At 64.9% G+C, this 16,492-nt stretch carries 18 protein-coding genes and 1 riboswitch; of the genes, 9 read left to right on the top strand and 9 right to left on the bottom strand.

The window, feature by feature from the left end:
* Positions 1-63: 63 nt before the first annotated feature.
* Positions 64-351, top strand: coding sequence for a PA4642 family protein (locus TQ98_RS22400; protein WP_044873528.1), 288 nt, complete (start codon positions 64-66; stop codon positions 349-351).
* Positions 352-600: 249 nt separating this feature from the next.
* Here TQ98_RS22400 and mqo read toward each other — a convergent pair whose 3' ends face one another.
* Positions 601-2,130 (bottom strand): malate dehydrogenase (quinone), encoded by a 1,530-nt coding sequence (gene mqo / locus TQ98_RS22395; RefSeq protein WP_277949295.1) that lies wholly within the window; start codon positions 2,128-2,130, stop codon positions 601-603.
* A 338-nt stretch (positions 2,131-2,468) separates the two neighbouring features.
* Complete coding sequence (locus TQ98_RS22390; protein ID WP_044873530.1) at positions 2,469-2,702, bottom strand: hypothetical protein; 234 nt, start codon at positions 2,700-2,702, stop codon at positions 2,469-2,471.
* A 176-nt stretch (positions 2,703-2,878) separates the two neighbouring features.
* On the opposite strand from TQ98_RS22390, the gene TQ98_RS22385 reads away from it, so the two are divergent.
* Together TQ98_RS22385 and TQ98_RS22380 are read left to right on the top strand one after the other, a co-directional pair.
* Positions 2,879-3,460 carry a YajG family lipoprotein gene (locus tag TQ98_RS22385; RefSeq protein WP_044873531.1) on the top strand — a complete coding sequence of 194 codons (582 nt, stop codon included), beginning with the start codon at positions 2,879-2,881 and terminating at the stop codon, positions 3,458-3,460.
* Between the two features lie 230 nt (positions 3,461-3,690).
* Positions 3,691-3,978 (top strand): hypothetical protein, encoded by a 288-nt coding sequence (locus TQ98_RS22380; protein ID WP_044873532.1) that lies wholly within the window; start codon positions 3,691-3,693, stop codon positions 3,976-3,978.
* A gap of 62 nt (positions 3,979-4,040) precedes the next feature.
* On the opposite strand, the gene TQ98_RS22375 is transcribed toward TQ98_RS22380, so the two are convergent.
* The gene (locus TQ98_RS22375; RefSeq protein ID WP_044873533.1) at positions 4,041-5,204 is read right to left on the bottom strand and encodes a 1-acyl-sn-glycerol-3-phosphate acyltransferase; all 1,164 of its coding nucleotides are present in this window, start codon (positions 5,202-5,204) and stop codon (positions 4,041-4,043) included.
* Between the two features lie 104 nt (positions 5,205-5,308).
* Between TQ98_RS22375 and TQ98_RS22370 the strand changes: the two genes are divergently transcribed.
* The 3 genes from TQ98_RS22370 to TQ98_RS22360 are packed head-to-tail and all read left to right on the top strand — an operon-like array spanning position 5,309 to position 6,390.
* Positions 5,309-5,491 carry a CPXCG motif-containing cysteine-rich protein gene (locus tag TQ98_RS22370; RefSeq protein ID WP_028629947.1) on the top strand — a complete coding sequence of 61 codons (183 nt, stop codon included), beginning with the start codon at positions 5,309-5,311 and terminating at the stop codon, positions 5,489-5,491.
* A complete protein-coding gene (locus tag TQ98_RS22365) occupies positions 5,491-5,751 on the top strand; it encodes a DUF2007 domain-containing protein (RefSeq protein ID WP_103103049.1) in 261 nt (86 codons plus the stop codon). Before TQ98_RS22370 ends, TQ98_RS22365 begins: the two co-directional genes overlap by 1 nt.
* A 24-nt stretch (positions 5,752-5,775) precedes the next feature.
* The gene (locus tag TQ98_RS22360) at positions 5,776-6,390 is read left to right on the top strand and encodes an SOS response-associated peptidase (RefSeq protein WP_044873536.1); all 615 of its coding nucleotides are present in this window, start codon (positions 5,776-5,778) and stop codon (positions 6,388-6,390) included.
* 69 nt (positions 6,391-6,459) lie between these two features.
* On the opposite strand, the gene TQ98_RS22355 is transcribed toward TQ98_RS22360, so the two are convergent.
* The gene (locus TQ98_RS22355) at positions 6,460-8,598 is read right to left on the bottom strand and encodes a methyl-accepting chemotaxis protein (RefSeq protein ID WP_044873537.1); all 2,139 of its coding nucleotides are present in this window, start codon (positions 8,596-8,598) and stop codon (positions 6,460-6,462) included.
* A 177-nt stretch (positions 8,599-8,775) separates the two neighbouring features.
* Here TQ98_RS22355 and TQ98_RS22350 point away from each other — a divergent pair, with 177 nt between their 5' ends.
* Positions 8,776-9,594 (top strand): M48 family metallopeptidase, encoded by an 819-nt coding sequence (locus tag TQ98_RS22350; protein ID WP_044873538.1) that lies wholly within the window; start codon positions 8,776-8,778, stop codon positions 9,592-9,594.
* Positions 9,595-9,735: 141 nt separating this feature from the next.
* On the top strand, positions 9,736-10,719 hold the full coding sequence (locus tag TQ98_RS22345; RefSeq protein WP_044873539.1) for an NAD-dependent epimerase/dehydratase family protein: 984 nt from the start codon (positions 9,736-9,738) through the stop codon (positions 10,717-10,719).
* 11 nt (positions 10,720-10,730) lie between these two features.
* On the opposite strand, the gene TQ98_RS22340 is transcribed toward TQ98_RS22345, so the two are convergent.
* The 5 genes from TQ98_RS22340 to TQ98_RS22320 all read right to left on the bottom strand — a co-directional run bounded on the left by TQ98_RS22340 (position 10,731) and on the right by TQ98_RS22320 (position 15,777).
* Positions 10,731-11,174, bottom strand: coding sequence for a ketosteroid isomerase-related protein (locus tag TQ98_RS22340; protein ID WP_044873540.1), 444 nt, complete (start codon positions 11,172-11,174; stop codon positions 10,731-10,733).
* 199 nt (positions 11,175-11,373) lie between these two features.
* Positions 11,374-11,955, bottom strand: a complete 582-nt coding sequence (locus TQ98_RS22335) for a TMEM165/GDT1 family protein (RefSeq protein ID WP_103103170.1) — start codon at positions 11,953-11,955, stop codon at positions 11,374-11,376.
* A 95-nt stretch (positions 11,956-12,050) separates the two neighbouring features.
* A riboswitch (yybP-ykoY riboswitch) is annotated at positions 12,051-12,170 on the bottom strand.
* Positions 12,171-12,216: 46 nt separating this feature from the next.
* On the bottom strand, positions 12,217-13,692 hold the full coding sequence (locus TQ98_RS22330) for an amino acid permease (RefSeq protein WP_103103048.1): 1,476 nt from the start codon (positions 13,690-13,692) through the stop codon (positions 12,217-12,219).
* Positions 13,693-13,766: 74 nt separating this feature from the next.
* On the bottom strand, positions 13,767-14,765 hold the full coding sequence (locus TQ98_RS22325) for a class I SAM-dependent methyltransferase (RefSeq protein WP_044873542.1): 999 nt from the start codon (positions 14,763-14,765) through the stop codon (positions 13,767-13,769).
* 49 nt (positions 14,766-14,814) lie between these two features.
* Positions 14,815-15,777 carry a 2-hydroxyacid dehydrogenase gene (locus tag TQ98_RS22320; RefSeq protein ID WP_044873543.1) on the bottom strand — a complete coding sequence of 321 codons (963 nt, stop codon included), beginning with the start codon at positions 15,775-15,777 and terminating at the stop codon, positions 14,815-14,817.
* Between the two features lie 83 nt (positions 15,778-15,860).
* On the opposite strand from TQ98_RS22320, the gene TQ98_RS22315 reads away from it, so the two are divergent.
* A complete protein-coding gene (locus TQ98_RS22315; RefSeq protein WP_103103047.1) occupies positions 15,861-16,490 on the top strand; it encodes a LysE family transporter in 630 nt (209 codons plus the stop codon).
* The last annotated feature ends 2 nt before the right edge of the window (positions 16,491-16,492 follow it).

Genomic DNA, 16,492 nt, shown 5'->3' with positions numbered 1-16,492 from the left:
CACGAAGGCCGGGCGGGGGTAAACTGCCCGCCCCCGAGATACCCGGCCTGAGAGATGTGAGCGATGCGTAAAGACAAGAAGCAGGTGATTGGCGAAGAAATTTCCGATGACTCGATCAAGCTGTTCCTCGCGGTCGAGCCCGCCGACTCCACGCCCCCTTCGCTGCACAAACTGATCAAAGCCTACCGCGGCTTGCGCATCGACGACTTCGAGCGCTTCGTCGGCTTCTTCGTCCAGGCTGGTTACGACCTGAATGCCAAGGACGAGCAGGGCAACGACTTCATCGCCCTGGTCCAGGACCAGCGCATGGCTGAGCCCTATATCGAAGTGATCAAGGCCGCCCGCGGCTGATCCTTTCGCGCTAATGAAAAAGCCCGCCAGAGTGCGGGCTTTTTTGTGGAAGAGGTGCGTGCCGTGGCCGGTGAGATGGGCAGTCCCGTTGGGGAGATATCGCTTTTTATTTCCACCAACTCGGCCAATGCCGGACCGCGATGGTGGATCGGTGAAGCGTGATCCACCCTACGGATGATGGCGTCAACGAGGTGCCGACAATAAAAAAACCGCCCCGAAGGGCGGTTTTTTTCAGCGGAACGCCAAGGCTCAGGCGAAGCTCTGGGCCGTGGTGTCGACGCTGGTCAGACCCAGGCGTGCGTCCGAGTTGGCGCTGACTTCGCGATACAGGGCTGCATCGCTTTCCAGGGCCTTCTCGCGAGCCGGGAAGATTTCCTTCAGCTTGGCCGTCCACTGCTCGGAACGGGCCTGCTCGGCGAAGCAGCGCTCGATCAGGTTGAGCATGATGGAGACGGTGACCGACGCGCCCGGCGAGGCGCCTAGCAGGGCAGCGATGCTGCCGTCCTCGGAGGAGACCAGTTCGGTACCGAACTGCAGGACGCCGCCTTTCTTGTTGTCCTTCTTGATGATTTGCACGCGCTGGCCCGCCACTTCCAGGCGCCAGTCCGCCGGATCCAGCTCCGGGTAGAACTTGCGCAGGGCGTCCAGACGCTGCTCCTGGGACTGCATCACTTCCTTGATCAGGTAGCGGGTCAGGTCCATGTTGTCGCGGGCGACCGAGAGCATCGGCAGCAGATTGCCCGGACGGACGGAGAGCGGCAGGTCCATGAAGGAACCGTGCTTGAGGAACTTGGTGGTGAAGCCGGCGTAGGGTCCGAACAGCAGGGACTTCTTGCCATCGACCACGCGGGTGTCCAGGTGCGGCACGGACATCGGCGGGGCGCCGACCTCCGCCTGGCTATAGACCTTGGCCTGGTGCTGCTTGACCACTTCCGGGTTGTCGCAACGCAGCCACTGGCCGCTGACCGGGAAGCCGCCGAAGCCTTTGCCCTCGGGGATGCCGGACAGCTGGAGCAGCGGCAGCGCGCCACCACCGGCACCGAGGAACACGAAGCGTGCGGACACTTCGCGATTGGCGCCGGTCTGGGTGTTCTTGATGCTGACTTTCCAGCCGCTGTCAGTACGGTTGAGGTCGGTGACCTTCTGGAAGTAGCTGACACGGGTGCCTTGAAGGCTTTCCAGATACTGCAGGAGCTGGTTGGTGACCGCGCCGAAGTTGACGTCGGTGCCATTCATGGCGCGGGTCGCGGCGATTTTCTCGGCCGCGTCGCGGCCCTTCATCATCAGCGGCGCCCATTTGCCCATGGTGGCGCGGTCTTCGGTGTATTCCATGTCAGTGAAGGCATGGTGCTGACGCAGCAGCTCATGGCGCTTCTTGAGGAATGCGGTGTCCTTCTCGCCGCGCACGAAGGAGAGGTGCGGGACCGGATTGATGAAGGTCTTGGGCGAACCGAAGGCGCTCTTGCCACTCATGTAGGCCCAGAACTGCTTCGACACCTCGAATTGGGCGTTGATGTTGACGGCCTTCTTGATGTCGATGCTGCCATCGGCCGCCTGGGGGGTGTAGTTCAGCTCGCAGAGGCCGGCGTGGCCGGTGCCTGCGTTGTTCCACGGGTTGGAGCTCTCGATGGCCCCGGACTCCCGAAGTTCAGCGATCTCCAGCTTGATGCCGGGATCGAGCTCTTTAAGCAGTACCGCTAGCGTAGCGCTCATGATGCCGGCCCCGACCAGCAACACGTCCACTGCTTCGTAATCGTTTTGCGCCATTTTGCTCGCCACTCTCTCGTGAAGTAGTGAAAAACCGTCTCTCACGCTCTTTTGGAGTCGTGAACCTCAAAAGAATCGCCTGCCTGAAGGCAGACCGCGTCCGTCTGCGCGCGTGCAACTACGCGTGCGTCCCTGCAAAAAAATTGCGTTTCGGGCGGAAGGATGCGGCGAGCCAATGAATGGCAACGCGAATAGTGGACGGCTCTCTGTGGGACTGTGCGGATGCCCAAGCTGGCGCGAGGTGCGGTGTTGCGAGGCCCGATCAGGAGACGACCTTATAATCGGGGGGCGATTATAACGGTGAAATCGGGCGAATAGGGCGTTCGGTGTGACTTTTATTCGTCCACCGGTCAGGCTGCCAACGCGCGGCGGCGCTCAGGCTGTCCGACGACCGGTATGACCTGGGCACTGGCGGGCAGGGGGTGGTCGAGCCAGGTCAGGCTGGATTCCTGCACTTCCACCCAGTTGCCGTTGGCGGGGCACTCGGTCCCCAGGTGCAGGCCGCGGCAGATTCCGGCTGCGTCCAGAAGGGCGAAGTTGCGGCGTTGCGGGCGGCGGCTGAACAGGGACCAGAACAGGCTCATCGGGATTACTCCGAAAAGTACCGAGCCGTTATCCCACGCGGCCGTGACAGGGGCATGACAGGAACCGCGTTCCGACGCAGATGTCTGAATTTTCAGGAGCACTGACGGTCTGTCAGTCGCCTCGCCGGCTGGGTATACTGCCGGCCGTTTTGCCTTCATTTCTGGAGAGAGTAAGCATGCTGAAACGCTCGTTGCTTGGCCTGCTGGCCGCCCTCAGCCTGACCCTGGTCGGCTGTGCCCTCAGCCCGCAACAACTCAGCCCGCAACCCAAGCTCACCGGCCCGCTGACTCCGGTCGGCCAGGGCCAGCCGGTGGTGGTCCGCGTCGCCGACGGTCGTCCGTCTCCCGTTCTTGGCACCCGTGGCGGCATCTACGCCGACACCAGCGCCATCAGCGTGCAGAGCCAGGACATCCTGCCGCGCCTGCAGGCCGAGGCCGAAGCGGCTGTGCGTCTGCTGGGCTTCACCCCGTCGCCGAACGCCTACAACGCCCCGCAATTGACCCTGACCCTGTCTGACCTGAAGTACCAGTCGCCTAAGGAGACCTATGTCACCGAGGCGAACATCAGCGCCAGCTTCCGCGTCGATGTGCAGAACAGCACCCGTCGTTACAGCGGCAAGTACGGCGCTTCGATGAACCAGCGCTTCGGCACCGCGCCGAACGCACAGACCAACACCAAGCTGGTGGGTGATGTGCTGAGCGATGCCCTGACTCGCGCCTTCAAGGATCCGACCATCGGTCAGGTGCTGGTCCAGTAAGCGGTCCCCGCCTAGAGAAGCCCGGCCTGCGCCGGGCTTTTTCGTTTCTGGTGCACGCGCACGGGGGCGGATTCGTCGGTCAGGCCGGCGGCATTCGTCGGATGGGCCGCCCGGTCAGGTTCCTCCTTCGGTAAACTCGGCGCCGTCGAACTTACCGCCCGGGTCGGGGCGGATTGATCCTTGTCTTGCAGGTTGAGTGCACGGTCGCACCGCCTGAAGCGGAGTTGAAGATGTCGCTGCAGGCGTTCTTGGAGTTTTTCCTGGCTCATCCCGCACAGGCCGTGAATGGCCTGGCCCTGTTCTTTGCGTGTGCTGGAGCCTGGGTGCTGGTGGCCACTCGTTTGCGCGAGCAGCGTTCCATCGCCCGCCTGGCCGCCGAGAGCGAACTGGAGGAAGTGGGCCAGCCCGCCTCCGTGCAGGACGCCGCTGCGGTGCGCCTGAACCGGTTCTTCTACGCCTTCGGCCACTTCAGCCTCGCCGTGGCGCTCGGGGTTTCCTGGGCCAGTACCCAGATTTAAGTCCTTCGGGGCGAATGCAAAACGGCGACCAGATGGTCGCCGTTTTGCATTGTGGCTGGCGCTTAAAGCGGTAGGCCCGCCTTGATCCGGTACTGGTTGCGCACGGGGGTCGCGTACTGCTGGATCAGGTAGGGACGCTGCTCTGCCGGGCAGGCGTCCAGGCGCTTCTGCCACTGCTCCTTGGCACGCTCCAGTTCGTCGGCACCGAAGAGCTCGGTCGCCGCCGGGACGGACAGCTCGGGGTCGCGCTCGCTCCACATGGCGTAGGCGAGGTAGTGCACGGGGAACAGGCGGTAGCCGCCGAGAATCTGCTTGTCGATTTCCTGGGCGAGTTGCTTGGCGTCTTCGCTGGCGCTGCCGATCTCGCTACCGAAGTTGATGTGCACCCGGCCTTTGTAGCCAGTGATGCCCAGGGCGATGCTCGCGTCGTCCTCACCCGGCGCCTTGGCGTAGCTGCCGGTGCTGGCGCGGATCTGCAGTTCACGGGCCTTGGCCTGGTCGCACGGGTCGTACTCGTAGCTGATGGACACCGGGATCAGGTGCAGATCGCGGATCACATCGGCGAAGGGCTCGTCCTTGCGGCTCATGTGGAACATCTTGAGGATCGCCGAATCGGTACGGTCGTCACCGTCCTTGGCGCGACCTTCGGCCTGGGCGATCCAGATCGACTGGCCATCGTTGCGGATGGAGTGGTTGATGTAGGCCGACAGCAGCTGGAACGAGGCCAACTTCTCGCGGCGGCCGGCGAGGTTGCGGTGCACGATGAAGCTCTTGTTCAGGCGCATCAGGTCGCTGACGAAGGGCTTCTGCAGCAGGTTGTCACCGATGGCGATACGCGGCGTCGGCAGGCCGGCGTGGTACACGGCGTAGTTGACGAAGGCCGGGTCCATCACGATATCGCGGTGGTTGGCCAGGAACAGGTAGGCGGTGCCCGGTTTCAGGCGCTCGACGCCGGAGTAGGTCACACCGTCGGTGGCGCGTTCGATGGTGTTGTCGACGTAGGGCTCGATGCGGTCCTGCAGCGCTGCCACGGATTTGATGCTGGCGAACTCGCTTCGCAAGCGATGAGCTATAACAGGCTTGAGGAGCCAGCCCAGTGGGCCCGCCAGCTTCGGAAATCGATAGCGGGTGAGGGTGCCGAGGAAGGCGTCGTCGGCGAAGAGGCGCGTCAGCACCGCCGGGACCTCGGCATCGTCATAGGGTCGGATGGCTTCAAATTCGCCCATTGGTCACTCTTGTTCTGGTATCGGCTGGATAAAGGGTGCAGGCCCCGCGAAACGGGGCCTGAAGTAGACCGGCGATTATACAGGCAAGTCACACGGGAGGCGGGATGCTGGAAACAGAGGACTACCAATGCCCCTACTGTGGCGAACCGGCCGAGGCCGTGCTCGATCTCTCGGGCGGGGACCAGCAATACATCGAGGACTGTCCGGTGTGCTGCCGGCCCATCCTGTTCCTGCTCTGGACCGATGGCCAGGACTGGAGCCTGGAGGTTCGCCGGGAGGATGACTGATGCGGCGAATCTATGAGCCTCGCGACCTGATCGAAGCTGAACTGTTGCTGGGCATGCTCGCCAGCGAGGGTGTGGATGCCCATCTCGCCGGCCGGCACTTGCTGGGTGGCATTGGCGAGCTGCCGGTATTCGGATTGCTCGGCCTGCTGGTGGAGGATGAAGACGCCGAGCGCGCCAGCCGGCTGATCGCCGCGTACAATGCCGCGCAACCGCTGCCGGGCGAGGAGCCTGACAGCTACCCCGGCACCTTGCTCTGCTGAGCACCGACCCGCACTGGCCGCCCCATGTCTGGACGTTTTGCCCTGTTCCGCTGGTCGCCCGCGCTGGCGGCGCTTCCCGGTTTTCCCTCTGATCACCAGCCCCATTGGAACCTGGCCCCTGGCAGCCGGGTGCTGATGTTGCGCGAACTGGATGGCCAGCGCCGTGCCGACATGGCCCGCTGGGGCCTGACCCCGGCCTGGCTCACCGACCTGTCGAAGACGCCCGCCCACGCCAGGGTCGAAACCCTCGCCGACCAGCCGATGTTCCGCGAGCCGTTCCGCTCCCGCCGTTGCCTGATGCCGGCCAACGGTTTCTACGAGTGGCGGGGTGTGCGCAAGCGGCCTTACTGGATGAGTGCCGAGGGCGGGACGTTGTACTTCGCGGCACTCTGGGAGGCCTACCCGGCCGGGGATATGGAATACCTCAGTCTGGCCATGATCACGCAGGCGGCAGCCGACCTGCGCCGGCCACTGGTGCTGGATGAGGAAGGGCAGCGTCTCTGGCTGTCCGCCGAGGCGACACCCGTGCAGTTGCTGGAACTGCTGACCAAACCCGGCCCGCAGTTGCGCGAACGGGCCTTGGCGACCCTGGTGAACGACCCGAAGCTGGACGGCCCGGAGTGCCTGACACCGGCGTAGCCGGTCCACCGGTAGGGGCGATTGAAATCGCCCCTATAGAAAAAGCCCCTCCGAAGAGGGGCTTTTGCCTTACACCTTGAACTGATTGATCAGCCGCCGCTGCTGCTCCGCCAGCTTGGTCAGCTCGGCGCTGGCCTGGGAGGCCTCGTCGGCGCCGCCGGCGACTTCATTGGCCACCTGGCCGATGTTGATGACGTTGCGGTTGATGTCTTCCGCGACCGCGCTCTGCTCCTCGGCGGCGCTGGCGATCTGGGTGTTCATGTCGTTGATCACCGAAACCGCCTGGGTGATGGAGTCCAGCGCATGGGCCGCTTCGTTGGCGTGCTGCACGCTGGTGTCGGTCTTGTCCTGGCTGTCCTGCATCACCTTCACCACTTCGCGGGTGCCGTTCTGCAGTTGCTGGATCATGGCCTGGATCTCTTCGGTGGCCTGCTGGGTCTTCTGCGCCAGGTTGCGCACTTCGTCCGCCACCACGGCGAAGCCACGGCCCTGTTCGCCGGCACGCGCCGCTTCGATGGCCGCGTTCAAGGCCAGCAGGTTGGTCTGCTCGGCGATGCCGCGGATGGCCACCAGGATGGCATTGATGTTCTCGCTGTCCTTGGCCAGGTTCTGCACCACACCCACGGCACGACCGATCTCGGTCGCCAGGGCGGTGATGGCTTCAGCCGTGCTATGGACGATCCGCTTGCCGTGGTTGGCCGCCTGGTCGGCGTGGCTGGCCGCTTCCGCCGCGTGGGTGGCGTTGCGGGCCACGTCCTGGGCAGTGGCGGTCATCTCATGGACGGCGGTGGCGACCAGTTCGATCTCCGCCAGCTGCCGCTGCACGCCCTGGTTGGTGCGGATGGCGATGTCGGCGGTGTGCTCGGAAGAGTCGCTGACCTTCTGCACCGAGGTCACCACCTGGCTGATCATGGCCTGCAGCTTGCCAAGGAAGGTGTTGAAGCCGGTGGCGATGGCGCCCATCTCGTCCGCACGCTGGTTGTGCAGGCGCTGGGTCAGGTCACCGTCTCCCTTGGCGATGTCGTCGAGCATGCCGACCATCTGGCGCAGTGGACGGGCGATGCCGTAGCCGACGAACCAGATCACCAGCAGGCCGAGACCGGCGATTAGCAGGCCCACCAGGGTCATGCCGAAGATGTCGGCGTCGCGTTGGGCATGCAGATCGTTCTGCAGTTGGGTCAGTTCCTTCATCACCGCCTCGACCGGCAGCTGGATCAGCAGCACCCAGCGGGCGTCGGTGTCGCCGATGCCGAAGGGCACCATCAGCACGATGCGCTGGCTGGCCTGGTCGATGCGATAGGCAGGTTGTGCGCCGGAAAATCCGCGCAGGGCGTCCATGGTGCCGGTGTCGAAGACCTTGGCGGCTTCCTCACCAAGTTTGGAGGCGTCTTTCGAGTAGGCCACCAGGCGGTTGTTGCTGGCGATCAGTGCCAGGTCGCCGGCGCCCTCGTAGAGCTGCTGGTCAGACTTGCTGAGCAGGTCCTGGATGAAGTTGAGGGAGAAGTCAGCACCTGCAATGCCACGGAACTCGCCCTTGATCAGGATGGGCGCGGTAAAGGAGGAGAGGATCGTGATTTTGCCGCCCACGTCATAGGGAGCGGGGTCGATAGCACATGGCTTCTTGCGTTCCTTCGGGCAGAGGTAGTACTCGCCCTCGCGAACACCGGTGTTGAGCATCTTCTGGCTTTCCATGTAGCCGATGGCATCCTGGCCCACGCTGCCGTCCGCGTTGCGGAACCACCAGGGCAGGAAGCGGCCGCTGCCGTCGTAGCCATTGCCCTTCTGCCCTGCGTAGTTGGCGTCCATGCCATCAATCCCGTTGGGCTCCCAGCCGACGTAGCTGCCGTTCAGCTTGGGATTGCGTTCTGTGGTCTGGCGCACCAGGTTGTTCAGCTGCTCGCGGCTGATGGTCAGCTTCGCATTGCCGGCTTCATCCGTTTCCCCCAGCAGGCTGTTGAGGTTGGCCATGTTCTTGGCGATGCCCAGTGGCAGCTCCAGTTCGCGCTGGATCTGACTGACCTGGGAACCGGCCAGGGCAATCAGGCGTTGCTCGATCACCTGTTCCAGCAGTGCCTGGGTGCGCTGCTGCACCAGTTCCTGGGTGCGGGCGCCGGAAAACAGTGCATAGAGCACCAGGGCTGCGACCACCGCCAGCACGCTGGCTCCTGCCAGGGCTGCGATGGAGAACTGAATGGACCTGAACTTCATGAGGGCTCCGAGGAAAAAGAAGATTTCGCCTTTGCTTTCTATATCGGCAGCCCGGTGAAATTTCCTAAGTGCGGAGTGCGGACAAATGCGTCGCCGGCTTGTCTACATGCGACGCGGTTGCCCGGGTTCCGGGTGGGCCGTAGCATTACCGACCTCGCAAAGAGATGGAGAGCCAATATGGCCAAGCTGTTTTACCTGTCCGGGCTGACCGCGGCCCTGCTCCTGGCAGGATGCCAGGCCGTCAACACGACCAGCGGTGGAGCGGTGGGCGTCAACCGCCAGCAGTACATGTTCAGCGGCGTTTCGAGCGCCGAACTGAACCAGACGTACGCTCAGTCCTACCAGCAGACCCTGAACGAAGCCGCGCAAAAGGGCGAACTGGACAAGAGCAGCAGCAATGCGCGCCGTGTCGATGCCATCGCCAAGCGCCTGATCGCTCAGGCTCCGGTGTTCCGTCCGGATGCCGCGCAATGGGCCTGGGATGCCAACGTGATCAAGAACGACGAACTCAACGCCAACTGCGGCCCGGGCGGCAAGATCATCGTCTACAGCGGCCTGATCGAGCAGCTCAAGCTCACCGATGACGAGCTGGCGGCGGTGATGGGCCACGAGGTCGCCCACGCCCTGCGCGAACACAGCCGCGAGGCCATGTCCAAGGCCTACGGCGTGCAGATGGCCAACCAGATCGGCTCCGTGCTGGGTATGGGCCAGGCCGGCCTGGGGATGGCCAACGCCGGGGTCGAGTACCTGATGACCCTTCCCAACAGCCGTGAAAACGAGAACGAGGCCGACCTGATCGGTCTGGAGCTGGCCGCTCGCGCCGGCTACAACCCGAATGCCGCTATCACCCTTTGGCAGAAAATGGCCAAGGCCGGTGGCGGCGCGCCGCCGGAGTTCATGAGCACTCACCCGTCGTCCAGCTCGCGCATGGCAAATCTGCAGGCGGCCATTCCCAAGGTGATGCCGTTCTACGAGCAGGCCAAGGGGCAGCGCTGAGAAACCGGCCGCACGTCGCTCGCCGAGTTTTTCGCAGCCTCAGGGGGTTGAACCTGGCATCCCTGCAACCCCCGTTCTAGACTGCTCGCCGCTACCTCGAAGCTTTCGGGGTGGCGATTCTCCAGTGGATGAGGAGTCGCAGTGAAAATCGCCGTACTTGGAGCAACCGGCCTGCTCGGCCATCACGCGGCACGGGCGGTGAAGGCTGCGGGGCACGAGCTGGTGCTGATCCACAGGCCGTCGTCACGGATCGAACGACTGGCCTATCTGGAGCCTGAATACCGGGCTGCTGATCTGCTCGATCATGCCGGCCTGACCCGCGCCCTGGGTGGCCTGGATGGCGTCATCTTCTGCGCCGCGGGCTATCCGAAGCGGCCGCGCCGCTGGCAGGAAGAAGTCGCCAGCGCCCTCGACCAGACCAACCACTTCTATGCCGCCTGCCTGGCCGCCCATGTGCCACGCATTCTCTATACCGGAGCCGCCATCGCCCTGCCGCGCCACCCGCAGGGCCTGCCGGGCCACGAGGGGCTGTTCTACGAAGAAATGCCGCGCTGGAAGAATCCTTACCTGCTCAGCAAGTGGGCGCTGGACGAACAGGCCCGCGAGCAGGCCCGCAATGGCCTGCCGGTGGTCATCGGCATTCCCGCCATGTGCCTGGGGGAGTTCGATGCCGGTCCCAGCACCGGGCGCATCGTCACCGCCATTGCTCGCGGCTGGATGACCCACTACGTCCCTGGCCAGCGCAATCTGGTGGATGCCGCCGATGCCGGTCGCGGCCTGGTGCTGGCGCTGGAAAAGGGCAGGGTGGGCGAGCGTTACCTGCTCACCGGGCGAAACATCGAGATGGCCGAATTGACCGCGCGCATCGCCACGTTCCTGGGCGTACCGCCACCGCAGCCGATGCCGCTGGCCATGGCCAAGGGAATTGCGGCCCTGGGGCGGTTGCGTTTTCGCCTGTCCGGGGAAATGCCGAAGCTGGACGATACCGCGATCGCGGTCATGGCCGGCGGGCAGTTCCTCGACGGCAGCAAGGCGCGCCACGAGCTCGGCTTCGTCGCAGAGACGCCGCTGGACGTCACCCTGGAACGCACCATCGGTTGGTTCAGGGCCAACGGCTATCTCTGATCAATCTGGCATCAGGGCAGGGCTTTCTCGGCCAGGTGCTGGGTCGAGAGGCCCAACTGGGCGCGGAAGCTTTCCATGTCGAACATGGTGCAGATCTCCTGCACCTCGCCCAGGCTGTTGAAGGTCCAGAAGGCCATGGCCGAGATGCTGAGAATCTTGTCACTGGGCGGGTAGCCCAGGGCGGGCTTGCGGATGCTGCCGATCAGGGTGCACCAGGTCACCACTTTGTTGCCTTCGGCGATGCATTCCTCAACCACCACTTCCAGGTCGGGCATGGCGTCGCGGATGTTCTGCACCATCTGGCAGTAGGCGGCGCTGTTGAAGGAACGGCCGATGAATGAGCTCTTGTAGAGGAAGTCCTTGCTCTGCAGTTGCTCCGCCAGAGCCAGGCGGCCCTTGTTCCACGACAGTTCGATGTGCTGGCGAACCAGCCGTTTCATATCGTCCAGTGCCACGATGCGCTCCCTGCGCCTTGATCCAGTGCGCCACTTTACCAGTACGGCAGTGCCAGCCATTGGCCGAAACGCCGCCAATCCGTGGCGCAGTCATCGCAGGTTGGTGCGGGTCACGCTGGTGCCGAGCGCAGCGAGGCCCAACGGGCCGCTGTTCGGCCTCTCCACGTTGGGCTTCGCGGGCTCAGCACCCACCTACCGGTCAGAGCAAGCCAGTGAGCTTCATCGCCTCGTACACGGCATAAGCGGCCAGGGCAGCGAAGGCAGCGGCGGCCAGGCGGCGGATCAGCGCCAGGGGCAGGCGGTCGGCGGCAAAGTTGCCGGCCAGCACCACGGGCACGTTGGCGATCAGCATGCCGAGGGTAGTGCCCATCACCACCATGACGAAGTCCGGGTACTGGGCGGCCAGCATCACGGTAGCCACTTGGGTCTTGTCACCCATCTCGGCAAGGAAGAAGGCGATCAGGGTGGTGAGGAACGGACCGTACTTCTTCAGACCGGATTCCTCGTCGTCATCCAGCTTGTCCGGCACCAGGGTCCAGAGGGCCACGGCGGCGAAGGAGGCGGCGAGCACCCAGCTCAGGGTAGCGGCGGAGAAGAAGCTGGCGACCCAGGAACCCACGGCGCCGGCGGCGAAGTGGTTCGCCAGGGTGGCGGCGATGATGCCCCAGATGATCGGCCAGGGCTTGCGGAAACGGGCGGCGAGGAGCAGGGCGAGCAGTTGCGTCTTGTCGCCGATTTCGGCGAGGGCAACGATCAGCGTCGGTACGAAGAGGGATTCCAGCATCAGGGTTCCTACGGGGGCGGGTCGACTAATCACCATGACGCACGCAAGACTGCCCGCCCCGGGTCAGTTCGCATGCGTCATAGGTCTTGTCAAACCGCAGGCCTGTCTGTGCAGGCACGGGGTCGCATGCGCCATGGTCTGCGGACCAAGTGTGTTGACGCATGCCGGGCGAGCTGGGCGCTCGCGGGAGACTACTCCCCTAGGACGGGGCGCATTTTGCACAAGCCGGGTCTCCCCGGCAAGTACGAAGCGTCCGACTCAGTGGCCGCCAGCGCGAACGTCCATCTCCGCGTAGCTCACCAGGCGGCTGCCTCTCTTCAGCCGGTAGCCCAGCCAGATGGCGAAGAACAGCGGCAGGCTGATGTAGGTAGCGGCCAGACCGGCCCAGTCGATGCGATCGCCGAAGAACGCCTGGTAGTTCTGCCCGAGGGTGATCAGCAGGCACAGGGTGAAGGCGAACAGCGGGCCGAAGGGGAACAGCTTGGCGCGGTAGGGCAGGTCTTCCAGGCGACCTCCCTGGGCCAGGTAACCCTTGCGGAAACGGTAGTGGGAGATGGCGATGCCCAGCCAGGCGATGAAGCCGCACATGCCCGAGGTGTTCAGCAGCCAGGTGTAGAGGGTGCTGTCGCCGACGATGGAGGTGAAGAAGCACAGCGCGCCCACCAGGGTGGTGGCGTACAGTGCATTGCGCGGGACGCCGCTGGCGGAGAGGCGGGCGAACAGCTTCGGAGCCTTGCCCTGCATCGCCAGGTTGTAAAGCATGCGGGTGGAGGCATACATGCCCGAGTTGCCGGCCGAGAGAATGGCGGTGAGGATCACCGCGTTCATCACGCTGGCCGCGGCGGCGAAGCCGGCGCGCTCGAAGAGCAGGGTGAAGGGCGAGACGCTGATGTCGCTGGCGTCGGTCTTCAACAGGTTCGGATCGGTGTAGGGGATCAGCATGCCGATCACGAAGATGGCGAGGATGTAGAACATCAGGATTCGCCAGAACACCTGGCGGATGGCGATGGGGATGTTCTTCTTCGGGTTCTCCGATTCGCCCGCGGCAATGCCGATCAGCTCGGTGCCCTGGAAGGAGAAGCCGGCGATCATTGCCACGCCCACCATGGCCTGCAGACCGCCGACGAAGGGCGCATCGCCCAGGGTGAAATTGCTGAAGCCCGGGGACTCGATGCCGCCCAGGATGCCGAAGATGGTGGCCAGGCCAATGCCGATGAATACCACCACCGTCACCACCTTGATCAGGGCGAACCAGAATTCGCTCTCACCGAAGCCCTTCACCGACAGGAAGTTGAGCAGGAACATCAGGCCGAGGAACAGGGCGCTCCAGTAGAGGCCCGGCACGTCCGGCAGCCAGAAGCTCATGATCAGTTGGGCCGCGACCAGCTCGGCGGCAATGGTCACCGCCCAGTTGTACCAATAGTTCCAGCCCAGGGCGAAGCCGAAACCGTCGTCGACGAAGCGGCTGCCATAGGTGCTGAAGGAGCCGGAAACCGGCATGTGGGCGGCCATTTCGCCGAGGCTGGTCATGAGGAAGTAAACCATCAGCCCGATCAGCGCATACGCCAGCAGCGCACCGCCTGGACCGGCAGTGGCCACGGTGGCACCGGAGGCGACGAAAAGGCCGGTGCCGATGGAGCCGCCGATGGCGATCATGTTCAGGTGGCGGGGTTTGAGGGCGCGGTGCAGCCCTTCCTTGGGTGGAAGGGCGCAGGCAGTGTTCAGATCGGTCACGAAAAACTCCAGGTCTCCCGGCGCGTGCCGGGGTGGGCGGCTATTGGCTGCCGCTTGAATATCGAAAGTTCGGATCAGCCCCGGCGGGCGCTGTAGATACGGAAGCCATCGCCCTCGGCGAGGGTGCGACACGCTCCCAGGTGCTGTTCGATCAGCGGCGGGTACTTGAGGAAACTGTTTGCCACCAGGCGCAATTCACCACCGGGAGCCAGGTGCCGCCGGGCTTCGCGCAGCAGGTCCTCGCTGGCCTGGTAATCGGTGTGCACGCCCTGATGGAAGGGCGGGTTGCTGACGATCACGGACAGGCCCTCGGGCGCGCCATGGATACCGTCGGCGGCGATCACCTCGCCCTCCAGGCCGTTGGCCGCCAGGGTCAGGCGGCTGCTGGCCACGGCGAAGGCGTCCACGTCCAGCAGGGTCAGGCGGCTCTGTGGATAACGCCGCTTGAGCACCGCGCCGAGCACTCCGGCACCGCAGCCGAAGTCCAGCACATGGCCGGTCGGAAGGCCGTCCAGTTGCTGCAGAAGAAGGGCGGAACCGCGATCCAGTCGGCCGTGGCTGAAGACGCCCGGCAGACTGATCACGTCCAGCGGGCCGTCGCTCAGGTCCAACTGGTAATGCTGGGCCAGGGCCTCCAGGTCGGGTGCGGCGGGGGCTTGTTCGATGCTCACCTGCCAGAGCTGGCAGTGGCGTGCGCTGTCCAGCTTGCGCGGTTTGCCGAAAACGGCCAACTGCTTGGCGGCCCGCTCGATGCCGCCGCGTTTCTCGCCGACCAGGAAGAGTTCCCCGCTCGGCAGGCAGGCGGCCAGGGCCGCCAGCAGGTAATCGGTCAGTTCGCGGGATTTCGGCAGAAAGAGAACCGCGGCGCCAAATTCGCCCGCCGGCGCGGTCGTGCCGAACTGGCAACGGCCGGGGAAGCGTGCTTCGAGCGCTACCTGCTCGCCCGCGTGCCAGCTCCAGCCCCGCGCCTGGTGCAGGGCGCCCAGCAGGTCGTCGGCCGGCAGGCCGGCCAGCAGCAACGGGCCCTGGAAGAGTTCCGACTGGCGAAGCAGCACTTCACTGCGCGGGTCCATGGGGGCGTCCTCGAAAAAAGCCGGGGATTCTAGCAGAAGCCCGCTCCCTTCAACCGACCACCCGGCGCGGCGTGCCGTCGAAGAAACACCGGGCGTTTTCGGCCAACTGGCCGACGATGCGCTGGCGCGCCTCGCGGCTGCCCCAGGCGCTGTGGGGGGTGACGATCAGGCGCGGGATATCGGCGGCCAGCAGCGGGTTGCCGTTCTGTGGCGGTTCCTGGGTCAGCACGTCGGTGGCGGCACCGCCCAGATGGCCATTGCGCAGGGCCGCAGCCAGGGCTTCCTCGTTCACCAGGCCGCCCCGGGCGGTGTTCACCAGTAGGGCGCCGGGCTTCATCAGGGCCAGTTCGGCGGCGCCGATCATGTCGCGGGTCTGCTCATTGAGGGGGCAGTGCAGGGTCAGTGCGTCCACTTGGGGCAGCAGCTCGGCGAGGGGCAGGCGGTCGGCGCGAGCCGGGCGGCCCGGCAATTGGCCAAGTAGCACGCGCATGCCGAAGGCTTCCGCCAGGCGCGCCACGGCACCACCCAGCTCACCATGGCCGAGCAGGCCGAGGGTCTTGCCTTCCAGCTCCATGATAGGGAAGTCCAGCAGGCAGAACTGGCTCGCCTGCTGCCAACGGCCGGCGCGCACGGCGGTCTGGTAGTCCGGCAGGCTGGTGGCCAGGGCGAGCAGCAGCATCAGGGTGTGCTGGGCCACCGAAGGCGTGCCGTAGGCCTGGCAATTGCAGACGGCGATGCCCTGGGCGCGGGCCGCTTCCAGGTCGATATTGTTGGTGCCGGTGGCGGCGACCAGGATCAGTTTCAGCTCCGGGTTGGCGGCCATGGCAGCGGCGTCGATTCGCACCTTGTTGCTGATGGCGACCTGTGCACCGTGCAGGCGGCCAGGCACGTCTTCGGCGGCGGTTTGCGGGTGCAGGTGCAGTTCGCCGAAGGCCTGGCGCAGCGGGGCCAGGTCCAGGTCGCCAAGGTCGAGGGAGGCGTGGTCGAGGAAGACGGCGCGGCGATTGTTCATGTTCGGCTTTACCTTTTCTCCGGTGCATCGGTAGGCGTAAGGTTGCCAGCCTATCAGACCCGTTCCCCTTCGCTGGAGGCCTCATGTACTGGACGGAATTCCTGACCGTTGCCCTGATCCACCTGCTGGCCGTCGCCAGCCCGGGACCGGACTTCGCCATCGTCGTGCGCGAAAGCGTGGCCCACGGTCGCCGCGCCGGCACCTGGACAGCCCTGGGAGTGGGGACCGGCATCTTCGTGCACGTGACTTACTCGCTGCTGGGCATCGGCCTGATCGTGTCCCAGTCGATCATGCTGTTCAACGCGCTGAAGTGGGCCGCCGCCGCCTACCTGCTGTACATCGGCATCAAGGCCCTGCGTGCCCGTCCGGCTGACCCGGTGGCCGCCGAGGCTGCGCTCATGGCGGGCGAGCGCAGCCCGCGCGGTGCCTTCGTCACCGGTTTCGTCACCAATGGGCTGAACCCCAAGGCGACGCTGTTTTTCCTCTCGCTGTTCACGGTGGTGATCAACCCCCATACGCCGCTGGCGATCCAGGCGGGCTACGGCGTTTACCTGGCCTTCGCCACCGCCGCGTGGTTCAGCCTGGTGGCCCTGCTGTTCAGTCAGCGTCGCGTACGCGCGGGCTTCGCTCGCATGGGGCATTGGTTCGATCGGCTGATGGGGGCGGTGTTGGTGGGGCTGGGGGTCAAGCTGGCGTTCACCGAGCTGAAGTAACC

The organism is Pseudomonas sp. LFM046 (genome assembly GCF_000949385.2).
GTDB lineage: Bacteria > Pseudomonadota > Gammaproteobacteria > Pseudomonadales > Pseudomonadaceae > Metapseudomonas.
The sequence above is the reverse complement of the archived record's forward strand: the minus strand, read 5'-3'. Positions and strand labels throughout refer to the sequence as shown.